This window comes from Azospirillaceae bacterium, from assembly GCA_028283825.1.
In the GTDB taxonomy this organism is placed as follows: domain Bacteria; phylum Pseudomonadota; class Alphaproteobacteria; order Azospirillales; family Azospirillaceae; genus Nitrospirillum.
Genome location: JAPWJW010000002.1, coordinates 651,689 through 677,500, shown reverse-complemented (window position 1 = coordinate 677,500; position 25,812 = coordinate 651,689). Strand labels below are relative to the sequence as shown.

24 protein-coding genes (1 of these 24 running past the window's edge) are annotated in these 25,812 nt (G+C 68.4%); 10 read left to right on the top strand and 14 right to left on the bottom strand.

The genetic code is table 11. The features are described from left to right. A protein-coding gene (locus PW843_11505; GenBank protein ID MDE1147232.1) for an MFS transporter crosses the window boundary here: on the bottom strand, positions 1–670 show its beginning. Its footprint begins 791 nt before the window's first position; the window shows 670 of its 1,461 coding nt (coding positions 1–670); it begins with the start codon at positions 668–670; its stop codon lies beyond the left edge, outside the window. Positions 671–702: 32 nt separating this feature from the next. Next, positions 703–1,701, bottom strand: a complete 999-nt coding sequence (locus PW843_11500) for an alpha/beta hydrolase (GenBank protein MDE1147231.1) — start codon at positions 1,699–1,701, stop codon at positions 703–705. 233 nt (positions 1,702–1,934) lie between these two features. Between PW843_11500 and PW843_11495 the strand changes: the two genes are divergently transcribed. After that, on the top strand, positions 1,935–2,825 hold the full coding sequence (locus PW843_11495) for a LysR family transcriptional regulator (protein ID MDE1147230.1): 891 nt from the start codon (positions 1,935–1,937) through the stop codon (positions 2,823–2,825). Here PW843_11495 and PW843_11490 read toward each other — a convergent pair. The 3 genes from PW843_11490 to PW843_11480 form a co-directional block, all read right to left on the bottom strand. Beyond that, positions 2,822–3,799 carry a hypothetical protein gene (locus PW843_11490; protein MDE1147229.1) on the bottom strand — a complete coding sequence of 326 codons (978 nt, stop codon included), beginning with the start codon at positions 3,797–3,799 and terminating at the stop codon, positions 2,822–2,824. The two genes, PW843_11495 and PW843_11490, sit on opposite strands and share 4 nt — an antisense overlap. Then, entirely contained in the window at positions 3,796–4,866 is a 1,071-nt protein-coding gene (locus PW843_11485; GenBank protein ID MDE1147228.1) for an LLM class flavin-dependent oxidoreductase, read from the bottom strand. Before PW843_11485 ends, PW843_11490 begins: the two co-directional genes overlap by 4 nt. 293 nt (positions 4,867–5,159) lie before the next feature. Next, on the bottom strand, positions 5,160–6,245 hold the full coding sequence (locus PW843_11480) for an LLM class flavin-dependent oxidoreductase (protein MDE1147227.1): 1,086 nt from the start codon (positions 6,243–6,245) through the stop codon (positions 5,160–5,162). A 283-nt stretch (positions 6,246–6,528) separates the two neighbouring features. On the opposite strand from PW843_11480, the gene PW843_11475 reads away from it, so the two are divergent. From PW843_11475 to PW843_11440, 8 genes are all read left to right on the top strand, one after another. Further along, entirely contained in the window at positions 6,529–7,431 is a 903-nt protein-coding gene (locus tag PW843_11475) for a LysR family transcriptional regulator (protein MDE1147226.1), read from the top strand. A gap of 375 nt (positions 7,432–7,806) precedes the next feature. Further along, positions 7,807–8,460, top strand: a complete 654-nt coding sequence (locus PW843_11470; GenBank protein MDE1147225.1) for a hypothetical protein — start codon at positions 7,807–7,809, stop codon at positions 8,458–8,460. 22 nt (positions 8,461–8,482) lie between these two features. Then, entirely contained in the window at positions 8,483–8,785 is a 303-nt protein-coding gene (locus PW843_11465; GenBank protein MDE1147224.1) for a hypothetical protein, read from the top strand. Beyond that, the gene (locus PW843_11460) at positions 8,785–9,978 is read left to right on the top strand and encodes a class I SAM-dependent methyltransferase (GenBank protein MDE1147223.1); all 1,194 of its coding nucleotides are present in this window, start codon (positions 8,785–8,787) and stop codon (positions 9,976–9,978) included. Before PW843_11465 ends, PW843_11460 begins: the two co-directional genes overlap by 1 nt. Before the next feature lie 6 nt (positions 9,979–9,984). Next, complete coding sequence (locus tag PW843_11455; protein MDE1147222.1) at positions 9,985–11,991, top strand: FAD-dependent oxidoreductase; 2,007 nt, start codon at positions 9,985–9,987, stop codon at positions 11,989–11,991. A gap of 14 nt (positions 11,992–12,005) precedes the next feature. Further along, positions 12,006–12,320, top strand: coding sequence for a hypothetical protein (locus PW843_11450; protein MDE1147221.1), 315 nt, complete (start codon positions 12,006–12,008; stop codon positions 12,318–12,320). Continuing rightward, on the top strand, positions 12,317–13,153 hold the full coding sequence (locus PW843_11445; GenBank protein ID MDE1147220.1) for an SDR family NAD(P)-dependent oxidoreductase: 837 nt from the start codon (positions 12,317–12,319) through the stop codon (positions 13,151–13,153). Before PW843_11450 ends, PW843_11445 begins: the two co-directional genes overlap by 4 nt. A gap of 136 nt (positions 13,154–13,289) precedes the next feature. Continuing rightward, positions 13,290–15,803, top strand: a complete 2,514-nt coding sequence (locus tag PW843_11440; GenBank protein MDE1147219.1) for a TonB-dependent receptor — start codon at positions 13,290–13,292, stop codon at positions 15,801–15,803. Positions 15,804–15,859: 56 nt separating this feature from the next. On the opposite strand, the gene PW843_11435 is transcribed toward PW843_11440, so the two are convergent. The 6 genes from PW843_11435 to PW843_11410 all read right to left on the bottom strand — a co-directional run bounded on the left by PW843_11435 (position 15,860) and on the right by PW843_11410 (position 22,422). After that, complete coding sequence (locus tag PW843_11435) at positions 15,860–16,378, bottom strand: hypothetical protein (protein ID MDE1147218.1); 519 nt, start codon at positions 16,376–16,378, stop codon at positions 15,860–15,862. 34 nt (positions 16,379–16,412) lie between these two features. Next, a complete protein-coding gene (locus PW843_11430) occupies positions 16,413–17,585 on the bottom strand; it encodes an FAD-dependent monooxygenase (GenBank protein ID MDE1147217.1) in 1,173 nt (390 codons plus the stop codon). A gap of 47 nt (positions 17,586–17,632) precedes the next feature. Beyond that, entirely contained in the window at positions 17,633–18,961 is a 1,329-nt protein-coding gene (locus PW843_11425; protein ID MDE1147216.1) for a M24 family metallopeptidase, read from the bottom strand. A 9-nt stretch (positions 18,962–18,970) separates the two neighbouring features. Then, on the bottom strand, positions 18,971–20,269 hold the full coding sequence (locus PW843_11420) for a M24 family metallopeptidase (protein MDE1147215.1): 1,299 nt from the start codon (positions 20,267–20,269) through the stop codon (positions 18,971–18,973). Between the two features lie 14 nt (positions 20,270–20,283). After that, positions 20,284–21,633 carry an MFS transporter gene (locus PW843_11415; protein MDE1147214.1) on the bottom strand — a complete coding sequence of 450 codons (1,350 nt, stop codon included), beginning with the start codon at positions 21,631–21,633 and terminating at the stop codon, positions 20,284–20,286. Between the two features lie 630 nt (positions 21,634–22,263). After that, the gene (locus PW843_11410; GenBank protein ID MDE1147213.1) at positions 22,264–22,422 is read right to left on the bottom strand and encodes a hypothetical protein; all 159 of its coding nucleotides are present in this window, start codon (positions 22,420–22,422) and stop codon (positions 22,264–22,266) included. 11 nt (positions 22,423–22,433) lie between these two features. On the opposite strand from PW843_11410, the gene PW843_11405 reads away from it, so the two are divergent. Continuing rightward, on the top strand, positions 22,434–22,988 hold the full coding sequence (locus PW843_11405) for a substrate-binding domain-containing protein (protein ID MDE1147212.1): 555 nt from the start codon (positions 22,434–22,436) through the stop codon (positions 22,986–22,988). A 161-nt stretch (positions 22,989–23,149) separates the two neighbouring features. Here the strand turns inward: PW843_11405 and PW843_11400 are convergent, their stop codons facing one another. The 3 genes from PW843_11400 to PW843_11390 are packed head-to-tail and all read right to left on the bottom strand — an operon-like array spanning position 23,150 to position 25,702. Continuing rightward, positions 23,150–24,406 carry a carboxylesterase family protein gene (locus PW843_11400; protein MDE1147211.1) on the bottom strand — a complete coding sequence of 419 codons (1,257 nt, stop codon included), beginning with the start codon at positions 24,404–24,406 and terminating at the stop codon, positions 23,150–23,152. Further along, the gene (locus PW843_11395) at positions 24,339–24,782 is read right to left on the bottom strand and encodes a carboxylesterase family protein (GenBank protein MDE1147210.1); all 444 of its coding nucleotides are present in this window, start codon (positions 24,780–24,782) and stop codon (positions 24,339–24,341) included. Before PW843_11395 ends, PW843_11400 begins: the two co-directional genes overlap by 68 nt. After that, a complete protein-coding gene (locus PW843_11390; protein MDE1147209.1) occupies positions 24,779–25,702 on the bottom strand; it encodes an alpha/beta hydrolase in 924 nt (307 codons plus the stop codon). The genes PW843_11395 and PW843_11390 overlap by 4 nt, the downstream gene beginning before the upstream one ends. Positions 25,703–25,812: the final 110 nt, after the last annotated feature.

Below are 25,812 nucleotides of genomic sequence, written 5' to 3'. Positions count from 1 at the left end.
GCAGGGCGATGATGGGCAGGAAGATCCAGAACAGGACCCTGAACATCTCCAGCGAGAAGGCGGAGCTGCGCGTCACCCCCAGCCAGAACAGGACGATGGGCGCCAGGTTCTTGATGACCACGCCCAGATTGGTGCTGACCCCGCTGAACCCGGTGATGCGCGAACGGTCGCGGTAGTCGGGGCTGAGTTCCGCCCCCCAGGCGTAGAAGGTGACCGTGGTCATGGTCCAACCGATGTCGTAGGCCAGCCGCCAGAAGGCGAAATAGCCGATGCCGCACCCGGCCGGCGGCATGAACAAGTAATAGCAGGCCACCAGCGTCAGGAGGGTGCCGGCGATCATCCACGGCTTGCGGGCCCCCAGGCGGGTGCGCGTCCGGTCCGACAGGTAACCCACCACCTGGTCGGAGAAGGCGTCGAAGATGCGGATGGTCAGCAGCGAGACGCCGATGGCCTCCAGCGACAGGCCCAGCTCCTTGGCGTAGAGCTGGGGCAGCATGACGTTGATGGCCAGGGAGAAGATCGACGGGCCCAGCGCCATGGCGGCGTAAGCCAGCAGTGCCACGGTGGACAGGTGGCCCTTGCCGCCCTGCCCCGCCGGCACCGTCTCCGGCGTTGGCTCATCCTCCGGTGGGATCGCCGCCGGCGGCCGGAGGGTCGCGGGTTTAGCCATGGCATGCGTATCCTTCTTGCGCGGGCCCCGCATCAGGGGCTGGCGGGCGCGGCATTGTCGGCCGGCAGGGTGTCGAGGAAGGTCTTGAGGTCCGCGCCGGTCGGCCCCGGCAGTTCCAGCATGGGATAGTGGCCCACGTCGGGGTAATGGATGACCTGCATGGGGGCGTTGGCGAACATCCGCCGCGCCTCCTCCGCCCGGTCTATGGGCAGGACGATGTCGCGGTCGCCCCATTGCAGCAGGATGGGCACCCGGACGGCCGCCGCCTCATCCCCGGCGCCGGTCTTCCAGAAGTTCTTCTGGTTGGCCTCCAGGTACTGCATGACGCGCTTGAAGCCACCGGGGATGTTGTTGGTCTCATAGTACCAGCGCACCGTCTCGGGCTTCAGCCGCTCCGGCCGGCCGTACAGCTGCGCCAGAGATTCGCGGTAGAAGATGGGCGGGTTGTAGTTGGGCACCACGTTCAGGTGCAGCCACAGCACCGCCGACACGAACCAGGAGACGGGCGTGGGCGGCGGCGCCTTCAGCGGCAGGGTGGACAGCGCCAGCGCCCGCACCTTTTCCGGATGGCGGGCGGTGTAGAGGGTGGCGACCGTCGCGCCGCTGGAACTGGCGACGATGACGAAGCGGTCCAGCTTCAGCTGGTCCACGAACCGTTCCACCAGCGCCACGGCCGAGGGCATGCCCTGCGACGGCGCGGGATCCACCGTCAGGCCGTAGGGCGGCCAGTCGAAACGGATGACGCGGTAGCCGCCGGCCGTCAGCTGGTCGGCCCAGTCGTCCCACAGGCGCAAATTTGTCATGGAGCTGTGCAGCATCAGGACGACGGGGCCCCGCCCCTCATCCCGCATGTGCACCAACGTGTCGCCCACCTGGTCGAAGCGGGACGGCGGCGTCGCCTGGTGGGCGCGCACCGTCTCATAACTGGGGTTCCACCAGCCCAGCCGCATGCTGCCCAGCACCGCCGCCGCCAGCAGGACCAGCCCGCCCAGGCCCCACGCGACGACGCGCAAAAAGCCGTAACGTCCCATCTGCCCATGCCCTGTTTTTTATGCCCTTGTCTGCCGGAAATGATGCCGGCCAGCCCCCTCGGGCACTAATTGATTAAACGTGCCCACCCATGCAATCCGTCTATGGCAACATGGTTCAGGCAGGGAATGGCCGCGTTTGACCGACACGCGGACATGATTTTCCCGATAATTTGCTTTGGATCCCCCTAAGGCCGCCCGATCATCCGACGGGCAAATCGGGAGCGGGTGGCGTCATGCAGTTGAGACAGATCCGGCACTTCCTGGCGGCGGTGGAGCACGGCTCCATCACCCAGGCGTCCGTCGAGCAGAACGTGACCCAGCCGACCCTGACCCGCAGCATCCAGAAGCTGGAGGAATCGCTGAAGGTCACGCTGCTGGACCGGGGGCGCGCCGGCGTGGCGCTGACCCGCTATGGCGAGGCCTTCGCCGAGCACGCCCGCATCATCCTGAACGGCACGGCCCACGCCACCGCCGACCTGTCGGCCATGCGCGAGGGCCGGCTGGGCCACGTCCGCCTGGGCCTGGGCCCCAGCGCCGTGCAGGAACCCATCGCCGCCGCGCTCAGCGAGGTGTGCAGCGAGCGCAACGACCTGTTCATGTCGCTGGATTATGGCGAGCTGGCGGTGCTGCTGGGCAAGCTGCGGCGCGGCGAGATCGACGCCCTGATGGACATCTGGCGCGAGGGCCTGGACGAGGCCGGCCTGGTGGTGACGGAGATCGCGGCCGTGCCCATGGTGCTGGTGGCGCGGGCGTCCCACCCGCTGGCCAGCCGCCGGGGGCTGACGCGGGGCGACCTGGCCGCCGCCGCCTGGGCGGTCTACGACACGCCGGGCGCCGACGCCTTCTATTGCAAGATGCTGGGGGTGGAGCGGTCGATCAACCCCATCCGCATCCGCTGCGCCCTGCCCGGCATGCTGCGGCTGATCGCGCTGAAGGGCGACTACCTGACCCTGGTGGCGCGCTCCGACGTGGCCCAGGACCTGCAGCGCGGCGACCTGGTGGAGATCGACAGCGAGATCGAGCCCCTGAGTTCCCGCCTGTGCATCATCACCCGGTCGCGCGCCTATGTGACGACCGCCCTGCGCTTCACTGTCAACCGCTTGTCGGGCGCCATGCGGGTTTAGCGGAAAGCCCTCATGCCCCGCCACACCGCCGCCTCGACGCCGATGATGCGCGCGGCGTCGGCGGCCGGGGCGTCGGGCAGGATGTTGCGGGGCCAGGGTGCCGCCTCAAGCGCGGTGTCGTGGATGGGCTGGATCTGCGCCAGGAAGTTGGCGGCCGGCGTGGCCCGCCAGGCGCGCAAGCCCGCCATGTCCACCGTCGCCAGGGTGAAGTCCCCGGCCCCTTCGCCGACCACCGCCCCCTTGTAGTCGTAGATTTGCGGCAATGGCGCGCCCTCGCCGCCGTCAACGTTGGTCATGGCGAAATAGACCATGTTCTCGAACGCCCGCGCCTGGCGCACCACCGCCGCCCCCGGCCGGCCCAGATAGTCGATCTGGGGAGAGGCCGCGATGGGGTTGATGACCAGTTCCGCCCCCTTCATCGCCAGCGAACGGATGGCCTCCGGCCAATGCGGTTCCGCCCCGATGGTGAGGCCCAGGCCGCCCAGCGGCGTGTCCAGCACCGGCAGAAAGGCATCCGGACCGAACGCCGCCACGAAGGCGTCATGCACGTCGATGGGACTGGTGCGCAGCGAGAAGGCGTAGTTCTTGCGATGGACCAGCCCCACGCCCCCGTCCGGCGTCAGGATGGCGGCCGACAGGAAATAGCGGCCGGGGAAGGCCGCGTGCCGTTCGGCCGCCTGGATGACGACATAGGCGCCGGCCCGCCGCGCCGCCTGGGCGATGCGCTCCACCTCCGGCCCCGGGAAAGTCAGGCTGCCCGCCACCCACTGGTCGTTGGACAGCATGGCGTGGCCGGTGAGGGCGAATTCCGGGAAGGCCACCAGCCGCGCCCCGTGGTCGCCCGCCGCCCGTTCCACCAGGGCGCAGTGGCGCGCCACGTTGTCCGCCAAAGCCTCGGGCAGGAAGGTCCCGTCGGCGGCGAAGGCCCGCACCGGCGCGAACCGGCACATCGCTATGACATAGGGCGCCGTCATGCCACACGCGGCTCGGCGGCGGCCAGCCGGCGCAAGGCGGGCGCGATCTCCGCCCCGATGCGCGCCGTGTCACCCAGATTGTCGAAACCGGTGATGAGGAAATTGTCGATGCCGGCGCGGTAATAGCGGCCCAGCGCCCCCACCAGCGTGTCCGGCGATCCCACCAGGCACATGACCTGGGTGCGCCCTTGCGTCGCCCGGGTCAGGCCCGTCCACAGGCAGGGGTCGTCGGCGGCACTGTCCGCCTCCGCCGCCTTCAGCTTCACATCGTCGGCGGCCTTGCCCAAGTCGCGGCCCAGCAGGCCGCGTGCGGCCTGGTTCTCCTCCACCGTGGCCAGCAGGCGCTGCGCCCGCTCCCAGGCGGCGGCATCGGTGTCGGCGATCACCAGGCGCATGGACATGGAGAAGCGGGGATTGCGGCCCAGGACCCGCGCCGACGCCTTGACCACATCCACCTGCCCCCCGATCTGGGCGACGCTGCCCGGCCCCAGGGCGTAGACATCGGCCAGTTCGGCACCATAGCGGATGCCCAGTTCCGACGCCCCGCCCCAGAAGACGGGGATGGACGGCTGCACCGGCCGCACCTCGGAAAAGGCGCCGTCGAAGCGGTAATAGTCGCCGGCATGGTCGATGGGCGCCTCGGCCGCCCACATGGCCCGCAGGATGCCGACATATTCGCGGCTGCGGTGATAGCGCTGTTCCTTGGTCAGGTAGTCGCCGTCATTGCGGGTTTCGGCATCGCTGAAGGCGGTGATGATGTGCACGCCCGCCCGGCCGCCGCTCAACTGGTCCAGGGTGGCGAGCGCGCGTGCCGCCATGGTGGGGGCGATGAAGCCCGGGCGGTGCGCGATCATCAGCTTCAGCCGGGTGGTCGCCGCCGCCGCCCAGCCGGCCACCACCAGGCTGTCCACCGAACGCGCGTTCTGCCCGACCAGCACCCGGTCGAACCCCGCCGCCTCATAGGCGCGGGCATAGTCGGCGATGAAGGGGGCGTCGAACGGCGTCGCCGGCCCCCGGCTTTCCTCAGACCGTCGCGTCCCGGCGAGCAGCCCCACGATCTCGATCATCGATATTCCCTGAATGCATGGACCCACCCCCGTGGCCGGTTCCCGGCCCCCGAGGCCCGCACCCCCTGGGCAGGCTCAAGGCGTGGCGCCCCTTCTGATTGCGGGTCCATGATGGCGCGGGCGAAATGTGCGGAAAAATGAGATTTGCCGCCGAAGGCATACGTAGAATCTATGGAAGAGGTTGCGTGCGCCCTCAAGCGCCGGGCGCCGGCATCCGCCGGCTTGGGCTATCCTCGCTCCGCCCTTCGGTGCTCGCTGCGGGGCCGGCGGTCGCCGGCCTGCAACGGCACGAGTTACTGCCTCGCGCCGTCGCCCGCCGGGTCATGGGCGTCCGCCGCCGCCCGCAGGGCCGGGATGATCTCACGCCCCACCCACTCCACATCGGCCAGGCCGTGATAGCCGCGCACGATGAAGCCGCTGACGCCGGCGGCGTAATAGTCCATCAGGGCATCGACCAGCTGGTCCGGCGTGCCCACCAGCGTGCCGCTGTTGCTCTGCCCGCCGCGCAGCTTGTTGATGCCGTTCCAGAAGCATTTCTCCAGCCGGTCGCCCTGCTGGGCCAGATCGGCGGTGCGCTGGAAGCCGGCGGCCGCCGGCTTTTCGGCGTTGGCGGGCCGGGGCGGCGTCAGCTCACGGATGCGCCGTTCGATGCGCGCGGCCTCATCCCAGGCGGCGCCCTCCGTCTTACCCAGCACGACGCGGATGGACATGAGGAAACGGGGGTCGCGGCCGGCGGGGGCGGCGGCCGCCCGCACCTTGGCCACCACCTCGGCCATGCCGGCCACGGTGTCGCTGAGGGTGGCGAAGGTGTCGGCGCACTCGGCCCCCACGGAAATCGCCTCTGGCGACAGGCCGCCGAAATAGACGGGGATGCTGGGCCGCGTGGCCTTCACCGCCGCGAAGCCGCCATTGAAGCGGTACCAGTCCCCCTGGTGGTCCACGGGCGCCGTCGCCGCCCAGATTTGCCGCAGGATGCCGATGTATTCGCGCGACCGCTCGTAGCGCTGCACCTTGGTCAGGTAGTCGCCGTCCGCCTGGGTCTCGACGTCGCTGGCGGCGGTGATGATGTGCACCCCCAGCCGGCCCTTCAGCAGCAGATCCAGGGTGGCCAGCAGGCGGGCCGCCATGGTGGGGGCGATGAAACCGGGGCGGTGGGCCAGCATGACGCCCAGCCGCTCCGTCACCGCCGCGACATAGCCGGCGGTGGAAATATTGTCGGGCATGACGGCGGCATTGGCGATCAGCACGCGGTCGTAGCCATGGGCGTCGTGCAGCCGCGCCTGGGCCGCGATCCCCTGGACATCGTAGTGATGAAAGGGAACGGGTTCGATCTCCGTCCCCAGATTGTGGTTCAGCAGCCCGTTTATTTCCACCGGCATGGTTTTTTCCCTTTTTGAATGTTCCCTCAAGCGCCGGGCGCCGGCATCCGCCGGCTTGGGCTTCCTCGATTTCCAGTCCGCCTTCGGCTCCCCAGAAATCTGCGGCGGACGCAGTCGCGTCCTACGGCGGCATTTCTCATGCCGCCGGCAGTGCTTTGAATGGGTGAATGATTTCGGGAACGACGGTATCCACCGGGCGAATAGGCGGCAATTGCTTTTTTGTTTTGCCCCTATACCTTGGATTTATTGGTGGGGCATTTATTGGCAGGGGGAATGGCCGCCCATGGATTTGCGCCAGTTGCGGCACTTCATCGCCGTCGTCGAACAGGGATCGTTCTCCCGCGCCGCGCAGCAGGTGCACCTGACGCAACCGGCGCTGACCCGCAGCATCCGCGCGCTGGAGGATTTCGTGGGCGCGCAGCTGCTGGACCGCGGCACCAGCGGCGTGCGCAGCACCCGCGCCGGCCAAGCGATGTACCAGCACGCCAAGTTCATGATCAACGAGGCGGAGCGCGCCCGGCATGAGGTGCGGCTGGCGGCCGAGGGGCTGGGCGGCGAACTGACCCTGGCGGTGGGGGAGATGTTCATCGACCACCACATCCACCGCGCCATCGCCCGCCTGCTGGCCGATCACGACCGGGTGTCGGTCACCGTGCGCCAGGTCTTCATCGAGGAGGCGGTGCCCCTGCTGCTGGACGGCCAGGTGGATTTGGCCCTGGCGGTGGCGCCGGCCAGCCGCATGCAAACGGGCCTGGCGTTCCAGGCGCTGGCGCCGGTGCCCTTCGCCGTGTACGCCGGGACGGACCATGCGCTGGCGGGGGCGCCATCGGTCACCATGGCCGACCTGACGCGGCAGCGCTGGGCCCTGCTGGACCGGCCGCATGCCGACGACTTCATGGTCCGCTATTTCGCCGCCGGCCGGCAGGCCATGCCGGCAACGGTCGTGCGCGTGGACAGCCTGGCGCTGATGCGGTCGCTGGTCGTGCATGAGGGTTTCCTGGCCCTGCTGCCCACCGACATGATGGCGGGATCGGCCGCCATGGTCCTCGCGGCACCCGACATGCCCGTCATCCGGCAGGCGGGACTGTTGCACCGGTCCGACGCGCCGCTGCGGCCGCTGGCGCAACGGCTGGTGAGCTTGCTGCGCGACGCCTTCCCCCCGGCTGGTGGCGGCGGTCCCGCCTGACATCAGCGGCGCGAGGGCTTGACTCGTGCCGCTGTAGGCCGCGACCGCGGCCGCCGGAGCATTTTGGGGAGCGTTAGCGGACCGAAATGCGAGGAAGCCCAAGCCAGCGGATGCTGGCGCCCGGCGCCTGAGGGGCCAACCTCATCCAATTCGGGCCATAAACAATTTGTATGCCCGCGCAACCAATTTGCATTTCCTGCACGGCACCGCCCTTCCCCATACTCACATCAACAGGTAGGCGGGCAGTCCCGCAAGGGCGTGCTGCAAGCGCACGCGGTTCCCGAATTTGAAATGACGTAACGGCCGCGCCAAAGGCGGCCGCGTGACCGTGCGTGTCCAGATGCCGCCGGTCTTGAAAACGACAGGGGGCTTTTCTTGGGCGTGTACATCGATCCGTTTCGCGCAGTGGCGTTTCTGCATGTCGTGCTGTTCGCCTATTGGCTGGGCACGGATTTGGGCGTGTTCATCACCGGCATGGGGGCCAACAAGGCCGACCTGACCGGCAACGCCCGGGAACGCTTGCGCAAGGCCAGTGGCCGCATCGACATGGGGCCGCGCACCGCCATGGTGCTGATGGTGCCGGTGGGCCTGACGCTCGCCAGCAACTGGGGACTGCCCTTGGGCGGTGCCGCGCTGGCCGTCATCTGGGTCCTGGCCTTCGCCTGGCTGTGGCTGGTGTGGATGATCTATCTGCGCCAAGGCACCCCCCGGGCCAAGCTGTTCTTCAAAGTCGATCTGGGGGTGCGCGTCATCGCCACCCTGGCCTTCATGGGGCTGGGCATCACCTGCCTGGTGACGGGTTCGCCCATCAACAGCCGCTGGCTGGCCACCAAGATCACCCTGTTCGGCGTGTTGCTGCTGCTGGGCGTCCTGGTCCGCATCCTTCTCCTGATGAAACCGCCTATCCCGCCCAAGCCCGGCGCCCCCTTCGTGCCGGCGCCGCTGTGGAACCCACTGCGCATCACCGTCTTCGCCATCTGGGGCCTGGTCCTGGTCATGGCCTTCCTGGGCGTCACCAAGCCGTTCTGATCAATCCGCAAAGGCTATCGTCATGAGCGAGCGCATCCTTCCCCGCGTGACCAAGGGCCGGCGTTCCACCTTCTTCGACGACCCGGCCGTCGACCAGGTCATGACCTTCTTCCTGGAACTGATGACCGAGGTCATGGTCCTGCGCGACCGCCAGGACACCCTGGAACGCCTGCTGGAGACCAAGGGCACAGTCAGCCGCGCCGACCTGCGCGACCTGCCGGTGGCGCCGGAGGTCGAGGCCGAACGCACCGCCGAGCGCGCCGCCTTCGTCGAGCGGATCCTGCGCATCCATCTCAGCCCCAACGGTGAACAAGGAGACAGGTGATGGTGAACACGGTGCCGGACATCGACAGCCTGCTGACGCCGACGGCGGAGGAGTATTCGCGCCAGCGGGCGGTGGGCGCCATCCATACCCACGCCATGCTGAGGCTGCGCTTCGACTGCCGCACCGCCTTTGAGCAGAACGTGCTACCGGGCTATGTGGCGGAACACGGCCGGGCGCCGCAGACCGGGGCGGAGATCGCCGAGGCGATGAAGACCGACCATTTCTACCGCTTCTACAGCAGCATCCGCTACAACGCCCAGGAGATGGGACCCCTGGCCCGCCAGGCCGCCGTGGAGCGGGCCCTGCCGCAGATGATCGAGGTCGCCCGCTCCGCCGCCCAGAGCAACGCCGCCGGCGGCTCCCTGCGCCTCAACCCCGACCTTGAGATCCCCCATTACGTCAGCGAGGGCGACGTCCATCTGGCGCCGGGCGGCTACCATAGCGAGTTCGGGGCCGACGACGTGGCCCAGGGCGTGCTGCTGGGCCGGGGCCTGTCGCCCACCGCCGGCGCCGGCCGCATCACCAAAACCCGCAACTTCGCCGGCGTCGGCCAGTCCATCGCCTATTGGCTCAAGGCCACCCGGCCGGACTTCCGCCCTGCCCGCGTCCTGGACATGGCGACGCAATCGGGCGCCAACCTGACCGCCTACCCCAAGGCCTTCCCCGGCATCGAGGCCCACGGCATCGACGTGGCGGCACCCGGCCTGCGCTACGGCCACGCCAAGGCCGAGTTCGAGGACGTGGCCATCCATTTCAGCCAGCAGGACGCGGCCGCCACCGATTTCCCCGACGGCCATTTCGACCTGATCGTCTCCAGCTTTTTCCTGCATGAGGTGCCGGTGCCGGTGACCCGGCAGATCCTGAAGGAGGTTCATCGCCTGCTGGCGCCGGGCGGCATCCTGGCCTTCATGGAACTGCCGCCGCACAAGGCCTGCGACGCCTTCATGAACTTCGCCTACGACTGGGACACCGAGAACAACGCCGAGCCCTATTACGCCTCATACCGGTCCCAGGACCCCACCGAACTGGCGGTCGAGGCGGGTTTCCCCCGGGCCGACACCTTCGAGGTCACCATCCCCGACGTCACCAGCTTCGACCTGGACCAGTACCCGGCCTTCCTGGACGGCACCGTCGAGAGCCCGCCGCATGGCCGGGGCGGCTGGTACCTCTTCGGCGGCCGCAAGGCGGGCTGACCCTTAATGCCGTTGGACGATCCCTCAGCGGGTGCGGAGACCCGTTATCCGCACCTGTTCTCCCCCCTGACCCTGGGCCGGCGCACCTTGCGCAACCGGGTGGTGCACGCCTCCACCTCCACCCGGTTCCAGGATCGGGGCCGGGTGACCGACAGGCTGATCGCCTATCACGTCAACCGGGCGCGCGGCGGGGCCGCGTTGACGGTGACCGAGCCGCTGGCGGTGCTGTCCCGCCAGCTGAACGGCACCAAGGTCGATGTGCTGACTGGCCTCAACACCGATGCGCTCGCCCGCTGGGCGGCGGCCGTCGAGCATGAGGGCTGCGGCCTGATCGGCCAGGTGCAGGACCCCGGCCGGGGGCGCCATGAGGAGGGCCGCGTCGGCCGCCTGATCAGCGCCTCGGCCCTGCCCGACGATCTGTCCGGCACGGTGGCCCATGCGCTGACCACGGCCGAGGTCGAGGGTCTGATCGAGGAGTTCGCGACATCCGCCGTCAACCTGGCCCGGGCCGGCTTCGCCGGGGTGGAGCTGTCGGCCGGCCATGGGCATCTGTTCCACCAGTTCCTGTCCCAGGCATCCAACCACCGCGACGACCGCTATGGCGGTGATCTCGCCGGCCGGGCCCGGCTGCTGACCGACCTGATCCGGGAACTGCGCCGCCGCTGTGGGCCGGACTTCCTCATCGGGGTCAAGCTGCCGGGGGAGGATGGCGTGCCCGGCGGGGTGGATCTGGTCCAGGCGGCCGCCATCACCGCCCTGGTGCACGCCACCGGCGTGGTGGATTACCTGACCTACTGCTGGGGGTCCCACGCCGATACCCTGGACTGGCATTTGCCGGACAACCACGGGCGCCGGGTGCCCTATGCCGACAGGATCGCCACCCTGGGCAAATCCGCCCCCGGCACGGCCATCGGCGCCCTGGGCCTGATCACCGATCCCAACGAGGGCGAGCGCCTGGTGCGCGACGGCCTGGCCGATTTGGTGATGCTGGCCCGTCCCCTGGTGACCGACCCCGCCTGGCCCAACAAGGCCAAGTCGGGCCAGGAGGCCAGCATCCGCTACTGCGTGTCGTGCAACACCTGCTGGCACCTGATCGCCACCCATGGCGTGCTTCAGTGCGACAACAACCCCCGCGTCGGGGCGGAGGATGAGGCCGACTGGACGCCGCCGCGGACGGACAATCCCGGCACCATCGTGGTGGTGGGGGCCGGCCCCGCCGGGCTGGAGGCCGCCTGGACCGCCGCCGCCCGGGGCCATGCCGTCACCGTGCTGGGCTCAAGCGATGAGGTCGGCGGCAAGGCCCGGCTGCATGCGCCCTTGCCCGGGGGCGAGGGCATCAGCAGCGTCTATGATTACCAGAAGCTGGCGGCCGACCGGCACGGCGTGCGTTTCGTGCTGGGCAGTGCCGCCACCTTGGACGACGTGCTGGCGCTCAGGCCGAATGCCGTGGTGTTGGCCACCGGCGCCACCCCGGCCTGGCCGGCCCATCTGCCGGTGGAATACCGGGGCGAGGGCTTCTTCCCCGACATCCGGGAGGCCATGGCCCAACTGGCCCGGGTGACCGCCCGGCAAGCGGGCATGGCCCTGCTGTGGGACCAGGATGGCACCGCCTTCACCTATGCCGCTACCGAGTACCTGGCGGCCCGCTTCGAGGCCGTGGTGCTGGTCAGCCCGCGTGAGCGCATCGCCGGGGCTGAGCCCCTGGTCAACCGCCAGGGCATCCAGCGCCGCCTGGCGGCCCTGGGCGTCGAGGTGCTGACCCAGCACACCATCGATCCGAACTCGGCCTTCGAGGACGGGGCGGTCACCCTGGTGCATGCCCTGACCGGGCGGCCCCGCACCGTCACCGACGTGGCCCTGCTGTGCCATGCCACGCCCCGGGTGCCCAACGTCGACCTGCTGGCGCCCTTGCAGGCCGCCGGCGTGTCCGTCCACCTGGCCGGCGACGCCTACGCCCCCCGTTTCCTGCTGAACGCCACGCTGGAAGGCCATGCCGCCGGCATGGCCGTGTGAATGAGGACTGCCCCATGCCCTACCTGATCGTCCTGTTCAACCTGAAGGCCGATGCCGATCCCGCTGCCTACGAGACTTGGGCGCGGACCACCGACATCCCCACCGTGCGGGCGTTGCCCTCCGCCGGCGGCTTCGACCTCTATCGCCTGAACGCCGTGAAGGGATCGGATGCCGCCCCGCCCTTCCAGTACCTGGAGGTCATCCACATCGCGGATGCCGAGGGCTTCAAGGGGGAGGTGGCCACCGACACCATGCGCCAGGTGGCGGCCCAGTTCCGCACCTTCGCCGACAACCCGATGTTCATCGCCAGCGACAAGATCGAACCATGAGCGCCAGCTATCCCGACCTCACGGGCAAGGTGGCGCTCATCACCGGCGCCGGGCGTCTACGCGGCCTGGGTGCCGCCATCGCCCAACGCCTGGCCCGCGAAGGCTGCCGCATCGTTATCCATGACGTGGTGGATACCGCCAGCCAGGCCAAGGGCCTGCCCATGGCCGATGAGATGGAGGCCGTCCGTGCCGCCATCACAGCCGAAGGTGCCGAGTGCACCACCTTCGCCAGCGATCTGCGGGATGAGGCCCAGGTGCGGGGCATGGTGGAGCACGCCACCGGCACTTTCGGTCAGCTGGACATCCTGGTGAACAACGCCGGCATCGGTTTCCTGGTGGGCGCCGTCACCGAGATGCCGGTGGCCGATTGGGACGCGGTCATGGGCGTGAACCTGCGCGGCGCCTTCCTGGCCATGAAGTACGCCGCATCCGCCATGGTCGAGCGCGGCCAGGGCGGGCGTGTGATCTCCATCGCCTCGCAGGCCGCCAAGTCCGGCGTCGGGCTGATGTCGGCCTACAGCGCCTCCAAGCATGGCCTCATCGGCCTCACCCGGTCGGCGGCCATCGAGCTGGGGCGCCACGCCATCACCGTCAACGCGGTCTGTCCCAACCATGTGCCCACCGACCTGGGCGACTGGCAGCGCGAGACCCTGTCCCGCCGCCGGGGGGTGGACATGGACACGTATTGGCAGCGCCTGCGCGACCGCGTGCCGCTGGGCCGGCCGGGCAGTGTGGACGACACCGCCAACGCGTGCGCCTTCCTGGCCTCTTCCAGCGCCCAGTACATCACCGGCGAGGCCATGAACGTCAGCGGCGGCGAGGAATATCACTAAAAGAATGGGAAGCAGAAAACAGTACGCCTGGAGACGAGAAACAAACGAAGAACTTACGCAGTCATAACAATAATTGGGAAAAACCCCACAACGGGTACCGACATCAACGAATGTTCAAAGAACAGGGGGCATCACAATGGTTGCTTTCAACACGCGCATCCGTACCGCCACGTCGCTTCTGGCGCTGGTGATCGCGGGCGCCACGTCATCGGCCTACGCCCAGGACACGACCGCAACAAAGCCGCCGGCGCCGCAAGCCGCGGCCGCCAGCGACGATGAACTGACCGAAATCGTGGTCACCGCCCGCAAGGCCAGCGAAGACATCCTGAAGACGCCGGTGGCGGTCTCCGCCCTGACGGCGGAAGACATCGCGGCGCGCGGCATCGTCTCCGTGCAGGACATCTCGGCCTTCACGCCGGGCATGAAGGTGGTCAACAACGGCGCCGGCCGCAACGACCGGTCCTTCCAGCAGATCATCATCCGCGGCTTCACGCCCCCCAACGCCCTTTCGCAGACCGCCTCGGTCTTCCTGGACGGCGTGCCCGTTTCCTCCGCCACCGCCATCAGCAACATCACCGACCCGGAACGGGTCGAGGTGCTGAAGGGCCCGCAGAGCGCCTATTTCGGCCGCCAGACCTTCGCCGGCGCCGTCAACGTCATCACCAGGGACCCGACCGACGATTGGAGCGGCTCCGTCAGCGGCATGCTGGGCACCCGCAACAACCGTGATTTCCAGGCGGAAGTCAGCGGCCCCATCGTCGCCGACAAGCTGGGCATCCGGATGGAGGCGCGCGAGTTCGCCAAGGACGGCTCCTACAATAACGCCGGCGTGCCCGGCCAGACCCTGGGCGACCAGGAAACCAAGTCCGGCAGCGTCTCGCTGAAGTTCACGCCCAGCGAGCACTTCACCGCCAAGTTCTACGGCATGATCACGGCTGACGACGACGGCCCGTCGGCCCAAGGCCTGATCAGCGCCTATACCATCACCGGCGCCAACGGCAACGTGGTGGTGCCCAGTCAATCCAACTGCACCCTGAACGGCGTCAGCGCGCTGGGCGTCGCGGTCAAGAACGCCTTCATTTGCGGCACGGCGCCCAAACTGATCGGTTCGCCCTCCGCCAACACAGCCAACGACGCCTTCATCAAGGCCTTCCTGGCAAACCCCAAGGGCCGCCTGATCGACCCGGACGACGGGGTGCAGGGCTATGGCCTGGTCAGCCAATATTACCATCTGCACCTGGCCATGGACTACGAGGTGCCGGACACCGACCTGACCATCAGCTCGCTGACCGGCTACAACCACGAGTACTACAGCGAACTGGCGGACCTGGATGATTACTACGACACCAGCCAGACCAACCCCTACGGCGGCACCGGCTCGCGCAGCTACTTCGACTATCCCTACCTGGTGGAACGCAAGAACGAGGACGTGTCGCAGGAATTGCGCGCGACCTACAACCACGGCCCCTTCAAGGGCACGCTGGGCGCCAGCTACCTGGACGCCAAGACCCAGAACGGCCTGGGCGGCGGCAACGGCGTCGTGGGCACCACCGTGCTGTCGACCGTCAACGGCATGACCCGCAACAAGACGGTGGGCGTGTTCTACGGCCTGAGCTATCAGGTCACCGACCAGCTGACGGTCAGCGTCGATGGCCGTTACCAGGTCGATCACCTGTACGCCTACGCCCCGCCGACCGGCCTGACGGTCACCTCCAACACCTTCCTGCCCATCGGCACCTATGCCGGCGGCACCCAGATCGCCAGCCACGAGTACCAGAGCTTCCTGCCGCGCGCGATTGTCCAGTACGACATCACGCCCGACACCATGGTCTACGCCTCGTACTCCGAAGGCGTGAACCCCGGCTCGTTCAACACCGCCTTCCTGTCGGGCACAGCCCTGGTGCAGCAGACGGCGGCGGCCGACGGCTACAAGATCGAGGTCCAGCCCGAGCAGATCGACAATTATGAGATCGGCATCAAGGGCAAGCTGTTCGACAACAGGCTGCGCTACACCGCGGCGGCCTACCGCGCCGTGTGGAAGAACCAGATCAACAACGCCGCCCTGCTGATCTTCGATCCGTCCACCGGGTCGACCCAGTCGGTCACCGCCACCCTGAACGCCGGCCGGGTGAAGATGACAGGTGTGGAGGGTGAGGTCACCGCCGTGCTGATGCACGGCCTGGAACTGAACGCCAGCGGCGCCATCAACGACAGCTACATTGAGCAGCTGACCGCCCCGTCGGTGACGCAGCTGACCGGCGTCACCAACTTCACGGGCAAGGAAGACCCGCTGACGTCCAAGTACTCCGCCGCCATCGGCCTGCAATACACCCACGACCTGGACCTGATCGAAGGCTCCAGCGCCTACATCCGCGGCGACTTCACCTACAAGTCCGGCGTCTGGTCCGATGCCGCCAACATCCTGAAGTCCCCGGACCTGACCAACGTCAACCTGCGGGTCGGCCTGAACACCAAGACCATCAATGCCGAGGTGTTCGTGACCAACCTGTTCGACAACCACAACTACACCAGCGTGGTCGACGGCTCGCTGCTGAACAACACCTTCAGCCACTCCGCCTACAACGCCGCCGCGATCGCCGCACTGCCGGACTTGCGGACCTTCGGTGTGAAGGTCAAGTACTCGTTTTAATATTACTTCAAGTACCGGGCGCCACCTGTCACGAACCAGGTGGCGCCTTTTTCCTGTCAGTGCTTGGGCGGATCGCGCAGCGGCAGGCTGTGGGGGTTGGGCTCCACCATGATGTCGATGACGACGCAGGTGGGGTTCTTTGAGGCCGCACAGCCGGAGCGGTGGCCATGGCCGGTCCAGTCCTCCGCCAGGATGGCCTCGCCCGGCTTCAGTTCCAGGAACCGGCCGTCGTCCATCTCGAACTGCAGGCTGCCCTGCAGCGGGATCAGCAGGTGGCGGTACTCCACGGCGCCGTGCCAGTCCATCATCTCGCCGGAGACGCCGCGGGCGATGCGCATCTCCACCGGCTTCAGGTCGAAATAGGTCTGTGATGAGCCGGACAGGGTCTTGGTCCGCATGGCCGGGACGTTGATCTCCTCGACATAACTCTTGCCGTCGCTGGCGGCGTAGGCGTGGTAGATCTTCAGATTGTAGATGTCGTTCCAGGTGAACAGCGAGTCCGCCGCGCGCGCCGTTCCGGCCAGCATGGCACAGCCGGCCACCGCCGCCAGGACGGATGTCGTTTTCTTGCCCATGGTCATTCCCCTGTTGTTTCAAGTGTTTGGAAAATCAGGCCGCGTCGGCCAGCGGTGCGGTCAGTGGGTCGTAGACGGTGCGGCTTTCGCGTTCACCCACCTCGGCCGGGACCCGGCAGCCGGGGCCGGCGTCGAAGATTTCGCCCTGGCGGCGGGATTCCAGCACGATGGCGTTGGCCCGGCGCAGGCGCGTCGCCTCGAACATCCTGAGTGCCCGGGCGGGGTCGTCCGTGTGGGCGAAACAGCGGGCCAGCACCGTGGCATCCTCGATGCCCAGGGCGGCGCCGAAGCCCAGGAAGGGCAGCACCGGATGGGCGGAATCGCCCAGCAGGCCCACCCGGCCGGACACCCATCGGCTCAAGGGCTCACGGTCGAACAGGGCCCAGCGCGCCGTCTTCTCCAGCGGGGCGTGGCGGGCTAGGCCGACCACATCCGCGTGCCAGCCGTCGAACAGCGACAGCAGTTCCTCACGCGTGGCGTGGCTGTTCCAGCTTTCCTCGGTGGTGTCGGCGCGGTGGGCGAAGGCGACGCAGTTGACCAGCGTGCCCTTGCGGATGACATAACGCGCCAGGGCCACCTTGGACCCGACATAGACGCCCGCCGTCCCACGCCCCATGTAGGGGGCCGCCTTGTCCATGGGCACCAGGAAGCGGTAGGCGACGCGGCCGGTGTTGCGCGGCGCCTCCGGCCCCAGCAGGGCGGCGCGGATGGTGGAGCGCAGGCCGTCGCAGCCGATCAGCACCTGGCCCGTGACCCGCCGGCCGTCGGCCAGCAGCAGGGTGGCCCCGCCCGCATCCTGTTCGAACCCCACCGCCGGGGCGCCCAGCTGGACGGCGCCGGGGTCGTTGGCATCGACGGCGGCCTTCAGCACGTCGAACAGGTCGGCGCGGTGCAGCATGTTGACGTCGACCAGGTCGGCCGCCGTCCAGTTGCGCTTGGCGAAGGCGCCGCCCAGCACCTCGCCCGTGCGGTAGTCGAAAGCGGCGCTAGCCTGCGGCGCGTCGGCCACCGCCTTCAGGGCCCCCTCCAGCCCCAGGGCGTAGAGGCTGCGGCTGGCGGTGGCGCCCAGGGTGATGCCGGCCCCCACGTCGCCGATGGTCGCGGCGCGTTCGAACACGATGACCCGGCGGCCCTGGCGTTGCAGTGCCAGGGCGGCGGTCAGGCCGGCGATGCCGGCGCCGACGATCAGGATGGGCGATGACGTCATAACGGAAATCCTGATTAATAAAACAGATGAAAAAGCGCCGAAAAACCTCAGACAATCACCAGCGGATCGCCCGGATCGTTCAGCAATTCATGGCCATTGGCGGTCAGCAGCAGCAGGTCCTCGTTGTGCCCCGCCCCCCAGCCGATCTCCAGGAAGGGCAGGTCCAGGGTGACGCACATCCCCGCCTCCAAGGTCAGATCCACCGGCACGCGGTAGAAGACATCGGTGCGGTGGGGCTGGTCGTCGTGCTGCAGGCCGACGGAGTGGAGGGAGCAGGCGGCGATGACATGGGATGGCATGCCGGCCTTGACCATCACCGCGCGCGCCAGCGCCTCCACCGCCGAGAAGCGCACGCCGGGCCGGATGATCTCCAGCGCCGCGGCGCGGGCCGCCTGCTGTGCCGCCATGCGGCGGGCCAGCTCGGCGCTGGGCTCACCGATGGCGATGGTGCGGGCGAAGTCGCCCATGTAGTGGCTGAAGCTGGCGCCGCAATCGATCATGTAGCTGCGGCCCGACCGCACCACGCCATCGGGCAGCATGGCCTGCGACATGCCCAGCAGCAGAAAGGACAGCTCCGCCCCATGGCGGGCCGCCTCGCCCACGAAAAGGGCGCGCGCCTCGGCATAGGTCATGCCCGGCACCAGGCCGCGCGCCGCCGCCATCGCCGCCGCCCGGCTGGCCTTCTGCGCCTGGCGCATCAGGGTGATCTCATGCGGCTGCTTGATCAGGCGGATGTCGCGGAAGATGTTGTCGCCCGGCAGGACGGTCACCGTGTCCACCCCGATGCCGGCCAGCAGGCGGGCCACACGCATGTCGTCGACGGCGATGCGCCCGTTGATCAGGCCGGACTCTTTCAGCGCCCGCACCAGCGCCCATTCCGGCGAGGGCGCGCTGGTGGGGTTGTGGCGCACCTGCGCCCGGTCCCACGCCGCCTCGCGCGCCGTCAATTCGATACCGGAACGAACGGCGAAACCGAAGGGCGTGGCGGCACCGAAGGCCTGCGGTTCCACCCGCATGCGTTCCGGCCCGGCACCGACATAGTCGCGCCAGTTCTCCGCCCCCGTATAGGTGATGACGGGCAAGACCTCGCGGTCGCCGTTCATCACCTCCAGCGCCGCACCGGGGGTGCAGATGAAGAAACCCGGCTGCGACGGGTCGGCGGCGAAGGTTGCCATGGCGGGGAATTCGCTGCCGAAATCCACCGCCACCGGCCAGCTGTTGCTGAGGTAATAGACGTTGTGCGGCCGCAGGGCGACGATGCCGTCCAGCCCGTGCTTCTCCAGCACGGCATGGGCCCGCTGGCGGTTCAGCGGCAGGGGGATGCGGGCGGCGGCCGTCGCGGCATCGGGAAAGGGGCGCTGTTGCGGGTCAACCATGTCGCGGCCTCAGACGATGATCATCGGATCGATGGGGTCGTTCAGCAGCTCGTAACCGGTGGCGGTGACGCGGATCATGTCCTCGTTGTGGCCGGCGCCGACGCCCAGTTCCAGGTAGGGTAGGTCCAGGGTCATCACCATGCCCGGCTCGCACACGAAGGACTGGCGCATGGGGAACGGGCTGTCGAGGCGCCAGGGCTGGTCCTCATGCTGCAAGCCGACGCTGTGCATGTAGCAGGCGGCGATCACATGCTCGGGCATGCCGGCCTTGATCATGGCGGTGCGGGCGGTCTGTTCCACCGTGCTCCACGCCACGCCGGGCCTGATCTTGTCGAGGGCCTCGGCCCGGCCGATCTGCTGGGCGCGGTGGCGGCGCATGGCCTCGACCGAGGGTTCGCCGACACAGATGGTGCGGGCGAAATCGCCCATGTACTGGCGCACGCGCGCCGAACTGTCGACCATGTAAGGTCGGCCCCTGGTCACCACCCCGTCTGGCAGCTGGCCTTGCGCCACGCCGAACAGCAGGAAGGCGGAGGATGCGCCCTGTGTGGCGCAGGCGATGTCGAAGGCCAGGCGGAATTGGTCATAGGTCATGCCGGGCTCAAGTTGCCGCGCCGCCGCCGTCACCGCATGCTGGGTGGCCCGTTGCGCCTGGCGCAGCAGGTCGATCTCATAGTCGCTCTTGATCAGGCGGATGTGGCGGAAGATGTCCTCACCCGGCACCCAGGTCACGCCTTCGTACCCGATGCGGCCCAGCAGGTAGGGGATGCGCATGTCATCCACGGCGATGCGCCGGCCCTCCAGCCCCGCCTCGCGGATGGCGCGGACCAGGGCCCATTCGCGGCTGGGCTCCGCACTACTATTGTAGGTATCCTGCAGGTCGCGCCAGAGGCGCTCGGTCGGCGACAGCGGGGCGGTGGGGGACACGGCGAAGCCGCCGGTGAACGGTTTCGGCCGCACATCCAAGGGGTTGGCGCCGGCGCCGATATAGTCGTCGGCATTGGCGACGCCGGTGAAGGCGATGCGGTCGGGAATTTCCCGGCCGTCCCGCGCCATGTCCCACAAGCTGCCGGCGCTACCGACATAGAAGGTCTGGCGCAGGGTCCCGCCGAACACGCCGAAGGCGGGGAATTCGGCGTTGAAGGCCGTCAGCACCGGCACGGTGTTGGTCAAGTAATAGACGTTATAAGGTTGGAGCGCGATCAGGCCATCGACACCGTGCAGCGCCAGGATGTCGGCCGCCCGGTCCCGGTCGACGGGAATGGACGGGCCAACGTCGAGCGCGCCCTGGGGATCGCGGGTTTCCATGGTCACGCTCCCCCTCACCCGTCGATCTCGGCGATGGCGGCGGCATAGGCCCGCCGCGACCAGGCCAGGGAGACGACCGCCAGGATGGAGACGATCAGGATGACCGTCATGATGCTGAGGCCCAGGCCCTTTTCCCGGCCGAAGACATTGTCGCTGAGCAGGCCGACGGTGAACGGCCCCAGCACCTGGGACAGCAGGCTGTTGACCAGGCCCATCAGGGCCATGACCTGGGCGCGCAGGCGGTTCGGCGCGACACGGCTGGCCACCGTCAGCAAGCCGATCACCGGCGCGTTCAGCGCCAGGGACAGGACCATGTAGGCCGCCATGGCCACGGTGCCGGTGGGCGCCAGGCCCAGCAGCACACCGCCGATGGCGATCACCAGGAAGGAGGCCAGCGCCACCACGATGGGCGCGTCCCCCCGCCGGCGGGTTTCCACCAGGCTGACCAGCCAGCCGGAGGCGACACAACTGACGGCACCGCAGGGCACGCCGTAGAGGCCGATGGCGTGCGCGGCGTCGGCCGGCGCCCAGCCGTGCACCCGGATGAGGAAGGACGGGAACCAGCCATAGAGGGCATAGAGGCAGATGGAGCTGGCGGTGCCCGACACGATGATGGCGGCATAGACCTGCCGGCGCTGGGCCACGGCGGCCATCAGCGGCTTCAGCGAAACCCGGCCCAGGGCGCCGGCATCGCCCAGCCGCGCCGGTTCCCGCACCGTGGCGGCGAAGATGGGCGCCAGCACCAGGCCCGGCGCGCCGAACAGCAGGAACACCACCTGCCAGGGCTGCATGCCCGACAGGAATTGGGGGCCATGCGCCAGGAGATAGTCGGCCAGTTGCAGGATCTTGCCGGTCAACAGGAAGGCCGTGCCCGCCCCCACCGCCGTGCCCAGGGCGAAGATGCCGAAGGCGCGCGCCCGGATGCGCGGCGGGAAATAATCCCCGATCATGGAGGTGCCGGCCGGGGTCAGCGTCGCCTCGCCGATGCCCACGAAGATGCGGGCGACGAACAGGCCGATGAAGCTGGCGGCCAGGCCGCAGGCCATGGTGGCCAGGCTCCACAGCACCAGGCCGGCGACGATCAGCAGCCGGCGGTCGGCACGGTCGGCCACCAGGCCCATGGGCAGGCCCAGCACGGCGTAGAAGACGGCGAAGGCCGCCCCCTGCAACAGGCCCATCTGCGCGTCGGTGATGTGCAGGCTGGCCTCGATCGGCTGCACCAGCAGACCCAGGCCGACCCGGTCCAGGATGGCCAGGGCGTAGGTGACCACCAGCATCGCCAGGCCCCAATAGGCGGTGGCGGCCGGTGGCCAAGCCGGGGCCTTGTCGCCGCCGGCGGCCGATGCCGCGTCGGACCCTGTCATGAACATCCCAACCCCCGTTCCAGCCTGTCCGCCCGTGTTTGTGCATTCAGACTGCACATTGATTTTGATCATTGCAATCCATGTGCAGACCATTTCAGGGATGGAACGTGTGCGGTAAAGTGCTTTTTAGCCCCAGGAAATGCCTTATATAGCGTCCGTATCCGCAGCAGCGGAAAACAATGACACCACTCAGTGAGCGACAGATTCCGGAAATACGGAAAGTCCACAGAGTGGACAGATGTGCATTTTCGTGCATTTATATGTGCAATCTCTTGCACGCCAGCAGTGTCGATCTGCTAGACTCGGGGGAACAGGAACCACCCCACACGCAGGACAAGCCATGGCCGACCAGGCAGCAAACCGACGGGTCAACGCCGACGATGTCGCCCAATTGGCGCAGGTCTCGCGCTCCGCCGTGTCACGCACCTTCACGCCCGGTGCCAGCGTGGCACCGGACACCCGCGCCCGCGTGCTGGCCGCCGCCAAGACCCTGAACTATCAGCCGACGCAGAAATCGGCCCAGGCGAAGACCGCCCGGCGGCCCACCATCGCCATCATCATGGCCAACCTGCTGAGCCCCTATTTCGGGGAACTGGCCGACCGGCTGAACGATGAGCTGTCGGCCAAGGACTACCGCGCCCTGTTCCTCATTTCCTCCGACCTTGGGCGCATCGACGGGCTGGTGACGGATGCACTGGCGCGCGAGGCGGCGGGGATCATCATCTTCTCCGCCGTGCCGCAGGCGAAGACCATGGCGGCGGCCCAGGCCGCCGGCGTGCCGGTGGTCATCCTGAATCACCGTGAACGGGGTGGAGGGTGCCAGCCTGGTATGGATCGACGCGCCGGAGGCCGGCCGCGCCGTGGCCAAGCTGATGCTGGCCGAAGGCCGCCGCCGGCCCGCCGTGCTGATGGCGACATCCTTCCGTTCCCGCGAGTTGGAAGCCTTCGCCGAGACGATGGAGGCCGGGGGCAGCGAGCCCTGCCGATGGCTGGAGGTGGGGTGGAGTTACGAGGCCGGGCAGCGGGCCGGCGACACCCTGTTCACGCAAGGGGAGAGGCCCGACGCCGTCTTCGCCGCCGCCGACAATCCGGCCATCGGCCTGCTGGACGCGGCGCGGACGCGATACGGCCTACGGGTGCCCAGCGATCTGTCGGTAGTCGGCTTCGGCAACACGGCCCCAGCGGCGTGGGACGCCAATCGGCTATCCTCCGTCCGCCTGCCCATCGGGTCGCTGATCCAGACGGCGGTCGCCACCCTGCTGGCCCGCCTCGCCTCGGCGGACGAGCCCGCCCCCCGCATCTGGCTGGGCTGCGATATCGTGGAGCGCGGCACCAGTCTTACGCGCGACCTTTGATCGTCACCGATCAAAGGTCCCCTCACGCGCCGGGCGCGACTATCCGGTCGCTTGGCTGATCCTCGATTTCCAGTCCGCCTGAGGCTCCCCAGAAATCTCCGGCGGACGAGGGGGGCGTCCTACAGCGGCATAAGATCAATCTCATGCCGCTGGTTGTGCCATCAGGGCAGCGCCGCGCCCGGCTCCGGCGGGTCGATCCTGTCGTGGGCGGCCTTCAGCGTGGTGAACAGGGCGAAATCCGGATCGGGGCCAGCGGCGGTTTCGGCAGCGATGTGCATGCGCTGGGGCCCGTGCGCGGGATCGTAGCTGGGCCACGCTGGCAATCCTGGCCCGCCCGGTTGGCCGGTCTTGATGAAGTTGGCCCAATAGGTGGACATCTGGGCGGAGATGCGGCGGTCCACATCGCCCACCGCCCATTTGGGCTCGGTGTTCAGCGTGCCGAAGACGTAGGCCAGTTCGCTGCCGTGGTAGGCGCCGGCCAGGCGGCTGTCGAACTTGGGCCCGAAATAGCCTTCGGGCACCGGCGGGGCATGGTCGAATTCATAGACGTACACGGGGGCCTTGCCGAACTGCGCCTGTGCCATGGCCCATTTCCAGTTAGGATAGCCGAAACCATAGTCGCCGGCCGCCTTGATCAGCAGGTGGGGATCGTCGGGCGCACCGGGGTACAAGGGCGCCACCTGGTCGGCGGCGACACCGTAATAGCCCTTCAGCACGTCGGGCAGGGGGCCGAACTTGTCCATGAACATCAGTTGCATGGAGCCTTCGCCCGAGTTCCAGCCCACCAGCAGCGGCACGTCGTTCTGCTTATGCCGGGCGAAGGTCCGCCAGGGCCCGTCGGCCAGGACGTGCCCATCCACCACCGGCAGGTTGAAGAAATTGATGGGATCGACCTGGCGCGTGGCGTCCAGGATGGCCTGGGTCGGCAGGGCACGGGCACCCGCCAGGTCGGTGGCGCCCAATTTGGCGAAGAAGGCGTCGCCCCGCGCCTCCTCCCCCTTCAGGTTGACGGCGCCCATGCTGCCGGGGGCCGCCACGCGGAAGGCTGTGCCGCTTTCGGCGATGACTTGGGCAAAGGTGCCGGCCGCCAGGGGGGAGGACATCAGCACGCTGGCGGTGACGGCGCCGGAGGATTCGCCGCCGATGGTCACGCGGCGTGGATCGCCGCCGAACCTGGCGATGTTCCGCTGCACCCACGTCAGGGCGGCGATGTCGTCCATGAAGCCGTAATTGCCGGAGCCGCCATAGCCGCTTTCGGCACTCAAGGCGGTGGAGGAAATGAAACCGAAAATGCCCAGCCGGTAATTGACGGTGACGACGACGATGCCCTGTTTGGCCAGCACCGTGCCGTCAAACAGCGGCTGCGCGCCCGATCCAACCCGTGAGCCGCCGCCATGGAACCAGACATAGACCGGCAGCTTGGACTTGGCCAGGTCGGCCGGCGCCCAGACGTTGGACGAACAGGCAATCCTCAGATTTGGGCCGGTCTTCCGGACTGGCGGGGGAAGTGGGCTGCGGGCAATCGGCGCCGAAGCTTTCGGTCGGCCGCACGCCGGACCAGGCCGCCACGGCCTCCGGCGGCTTCCAGCGCAAGGGGCCCACCGGCGGGGCGGCATAGGGTATGCCCTTGAAGACGCGCAGGCCTTCGGCGTTGGCGGCCGGCACCGCGACGCGCCCGCCATCCACCACCAGTGTGGGGGCATCGGCGGCCACGGCCGGCCCCTGCCCCATCAGCAGCGCGGCACCACCGACCCACGCGGCAAGCAGGCGCGAAATCGTCTTCGGCGCGGTCATTGCGTCACCCCCAAGGCCTGCATCCACCAATGAAACTCCTCAATGAAATGGTCGGTGGTGCTGCCCAGCGGCTTCATGGCGAAGCCGTGTCCACCCTTCAGGTAATAGTGCAGTTCCGGCGTGTAGCCGGCCTGGGTCAGCGCCGCGGCGAAATTGGTGACGGCCAGGCCGGCCAGCCGGTCATCCTGCGCCATGGCCAGGAAGACCGGCGGCAGGGCGTCGGCCGCCGTCGGCGCCGGCATCGGCGGCATGACCCGGGTGAAGGGCCCGCCGTAGATGGAACCGACGAAAGCGGGCCGCGCCCCCACCGGGGCAGTGATCGCCATCATGGAAACGACATGGGCGCCGGCCGAGAAACCGATGGCGCCGATGCGGGCCGGGTCGATGCCGTACTGGGCGGCACCAGCGCGGATATCGGCCAGGGCCTGGATGCCGTCCGCCACGCCGGGGGCGCCCAAGATCTCATCCGCGATCATCAGGTCGGGCGGCCGCTTCATCATCTGGCCGGGGTTGGGGTACAGGCGGTAGCGCAGCACAAAGGCGGCGACGCCGCAGGACGCCAGCCAGCGGGCCACGTCCTCCCCCTCATACTGCACGGACAGCAGGCGGAAACCGCCACCGGGCGCGATCACCACGGCCGCCCCGGTGGCACAGCCGGCCGCCGGCAGATAGGCGCGATAGCTGGGGTCGGTGACGTTGAAGACGTAGCGGCCGTCGGCGCTGGCCCCTTCCGTCACGGCCGGCCCAGTTTGCGCCGGCCAACCCTGGGGTGCGGGCGGCGCGCCCGGCCAGACCCGCACCGGGTCCAGCACCCGCACCTGCTCCGCCGCCGTCAGCGTACACGCGGCATGGGCGCTCCCGCCGACGCAGGGCGCGATGAGAAGGGACAAAGCCAGAATAGAGATCGACCGCATCGTCATATACGAAGCCCCCACCCGTTCTGATTTTTATGGAAGGGGGCGCCCACGCGAACGGCGGCAACCCTTCCTCATCGGACAGGGTTGCCGCTCGCCAGGGTTTCGTCTCTCAA

Excerpts from the sequence above, each read along its gene's own strand:
- PW843_11440 (MDE1147219.1), top strand. The coding sequence starts at position 13,290 with ATGGTTGCTTTCAACACGCGCATCCGTACCGCCACGTCGCTTCTGGCG.
- PW843_11410 (MDE1147213.1), bottom strand. The coding sequence starts at position 22,422 with ATGACCACCGGCACGCCGGCGGCCTGGGCCGCCGCCATGGTCTTCGCC.
- PW843_11435 (MDE1147218.1), bottom strand. The coding sequence starts at position 16,378 with ATGGGCAAGAAAACGACATCCGTCCTGGCGGCGGTGGCCGGCTGTGCC.
- PW843_11465 (MDE1147224.1), top strand. The coding sequence starts at position 8,483 with ATGAGCGAGCGCATCCTTCCCCGCGTGACCAAGGGCCGGCGTTCCACC.
- PW843_11495 (MDE1147230.1), top strand. The coding sequence starts at position 1,935 with ATGCAGTTGAGACAGATCCGGCACTTCCTGGCGGCGGTGGAGCACGGC.
- PW843_11500 (MDE1147231.1), bottom strand. The coding sequence starts at position 1,701 with ATGGGACGTTACGGCTTTTTGCGCGTCGTCGCGTGGGGCCTGGGCGGG.
- PW843_11395 (MDE1147210.1), bottom strand. The coding sequence starts at position 24,782 with ATGACCGCGCCGAAGACGATTTCGCGCCTGCTTGCCGCGTGGGTCGGT.
- PW843_11415 (MDE1147214.1), bottom strand. The coding sequence starts at position 21,633 with ATGACAGGGTCCGACGCGGCATCGGCCGCCGGCGGCGACAAGGCCCCG.
- PW843_11485 (MDE1147228.1), bottom strand. The coding sequence starts at position 4,866 with ATGATCGAGATCGTGGGGCTGCTCGCCGGGACGCGACGGTCTGAGGAA.
- PW843_11450 (MDE1147221.1), top strand. The coding sequence starts at position 12,006 with ATGCCCTACCTGATCGTCCTGTTCAACCTGAAGGCCGATGCCGATCCC.
- PW843_11445 (MDE1147220.1), top strand. The coding sequence starts at position 12,317 with ATGAGCGCCAGCTATCCCGACCTCACGGGCAAGGTGGCGCTCATCACC.
- PW843_11490 (MDE1147229.1), bottom strand. The coding sequence starts at position 3,799 with ATGACGGCGCCCTATGTCATAGCGATGTGCCGGTTCGCGCCGGTGCGG.
- PW843_11420 (MDE1147215.1), bottom strand. The coding sequence starts at position 20,269 with ATGGAAACCCGCGATCCCCAGGGCGCGCTCGACGTTGGCCCGTCCATT.
- PW843_11390 (MDE1147209.1), bottom strand. The coding sequence starts at position 25,702 with ATGACGATGCGGTCGATCTCTATTCTGGCTTTGTCCCTTCTCATCGCG.
- PW843_11480 (MDE1147227.1), bottom strand. The coding sequence starts at position 6,245 with ATGCCGGTGGAAATAAACGGGCTGCTGAACCACAATCTGGGGACGGAG.
- PW843_11460 (MDE1147223.1), top strand. The coding sequence starts at position 8,785 with ATGGTGAACACGGTGCCGGACATCGACAGCCTGCTGACGCCGACGGCG.
- PW843_11455 (MDE1147222.1), top strand. The coding sequence starts at position 9,985 with ATGCCGTTGGACGATCCCTCAGCGGGTGCGGAGACCCGTTATCCGCAC.
- PW843_11430 (MDE1147217.1), bottom strand. The coding sequence starts at position 17,585 with ATGACGTCATCGCCCATCCTGATCGTCGGCGCCGGCATCGCCGGCCTG.
- PW843_11425 (MDE1147216.1), bottom strand. The coding sequence starts at position 18,961 with ATGGTTGACCCGCAACAGCGCCCCTTTCCCGATGCCGCGACGGCCGCC.
- PW843_11475 (MDE1147226.1), top strand. The coding sequence starts at position 6,529 with ATGGATTTGCGCCAGTTGCGGCACTTCATCGCCGTCGTCGAACAGGGA.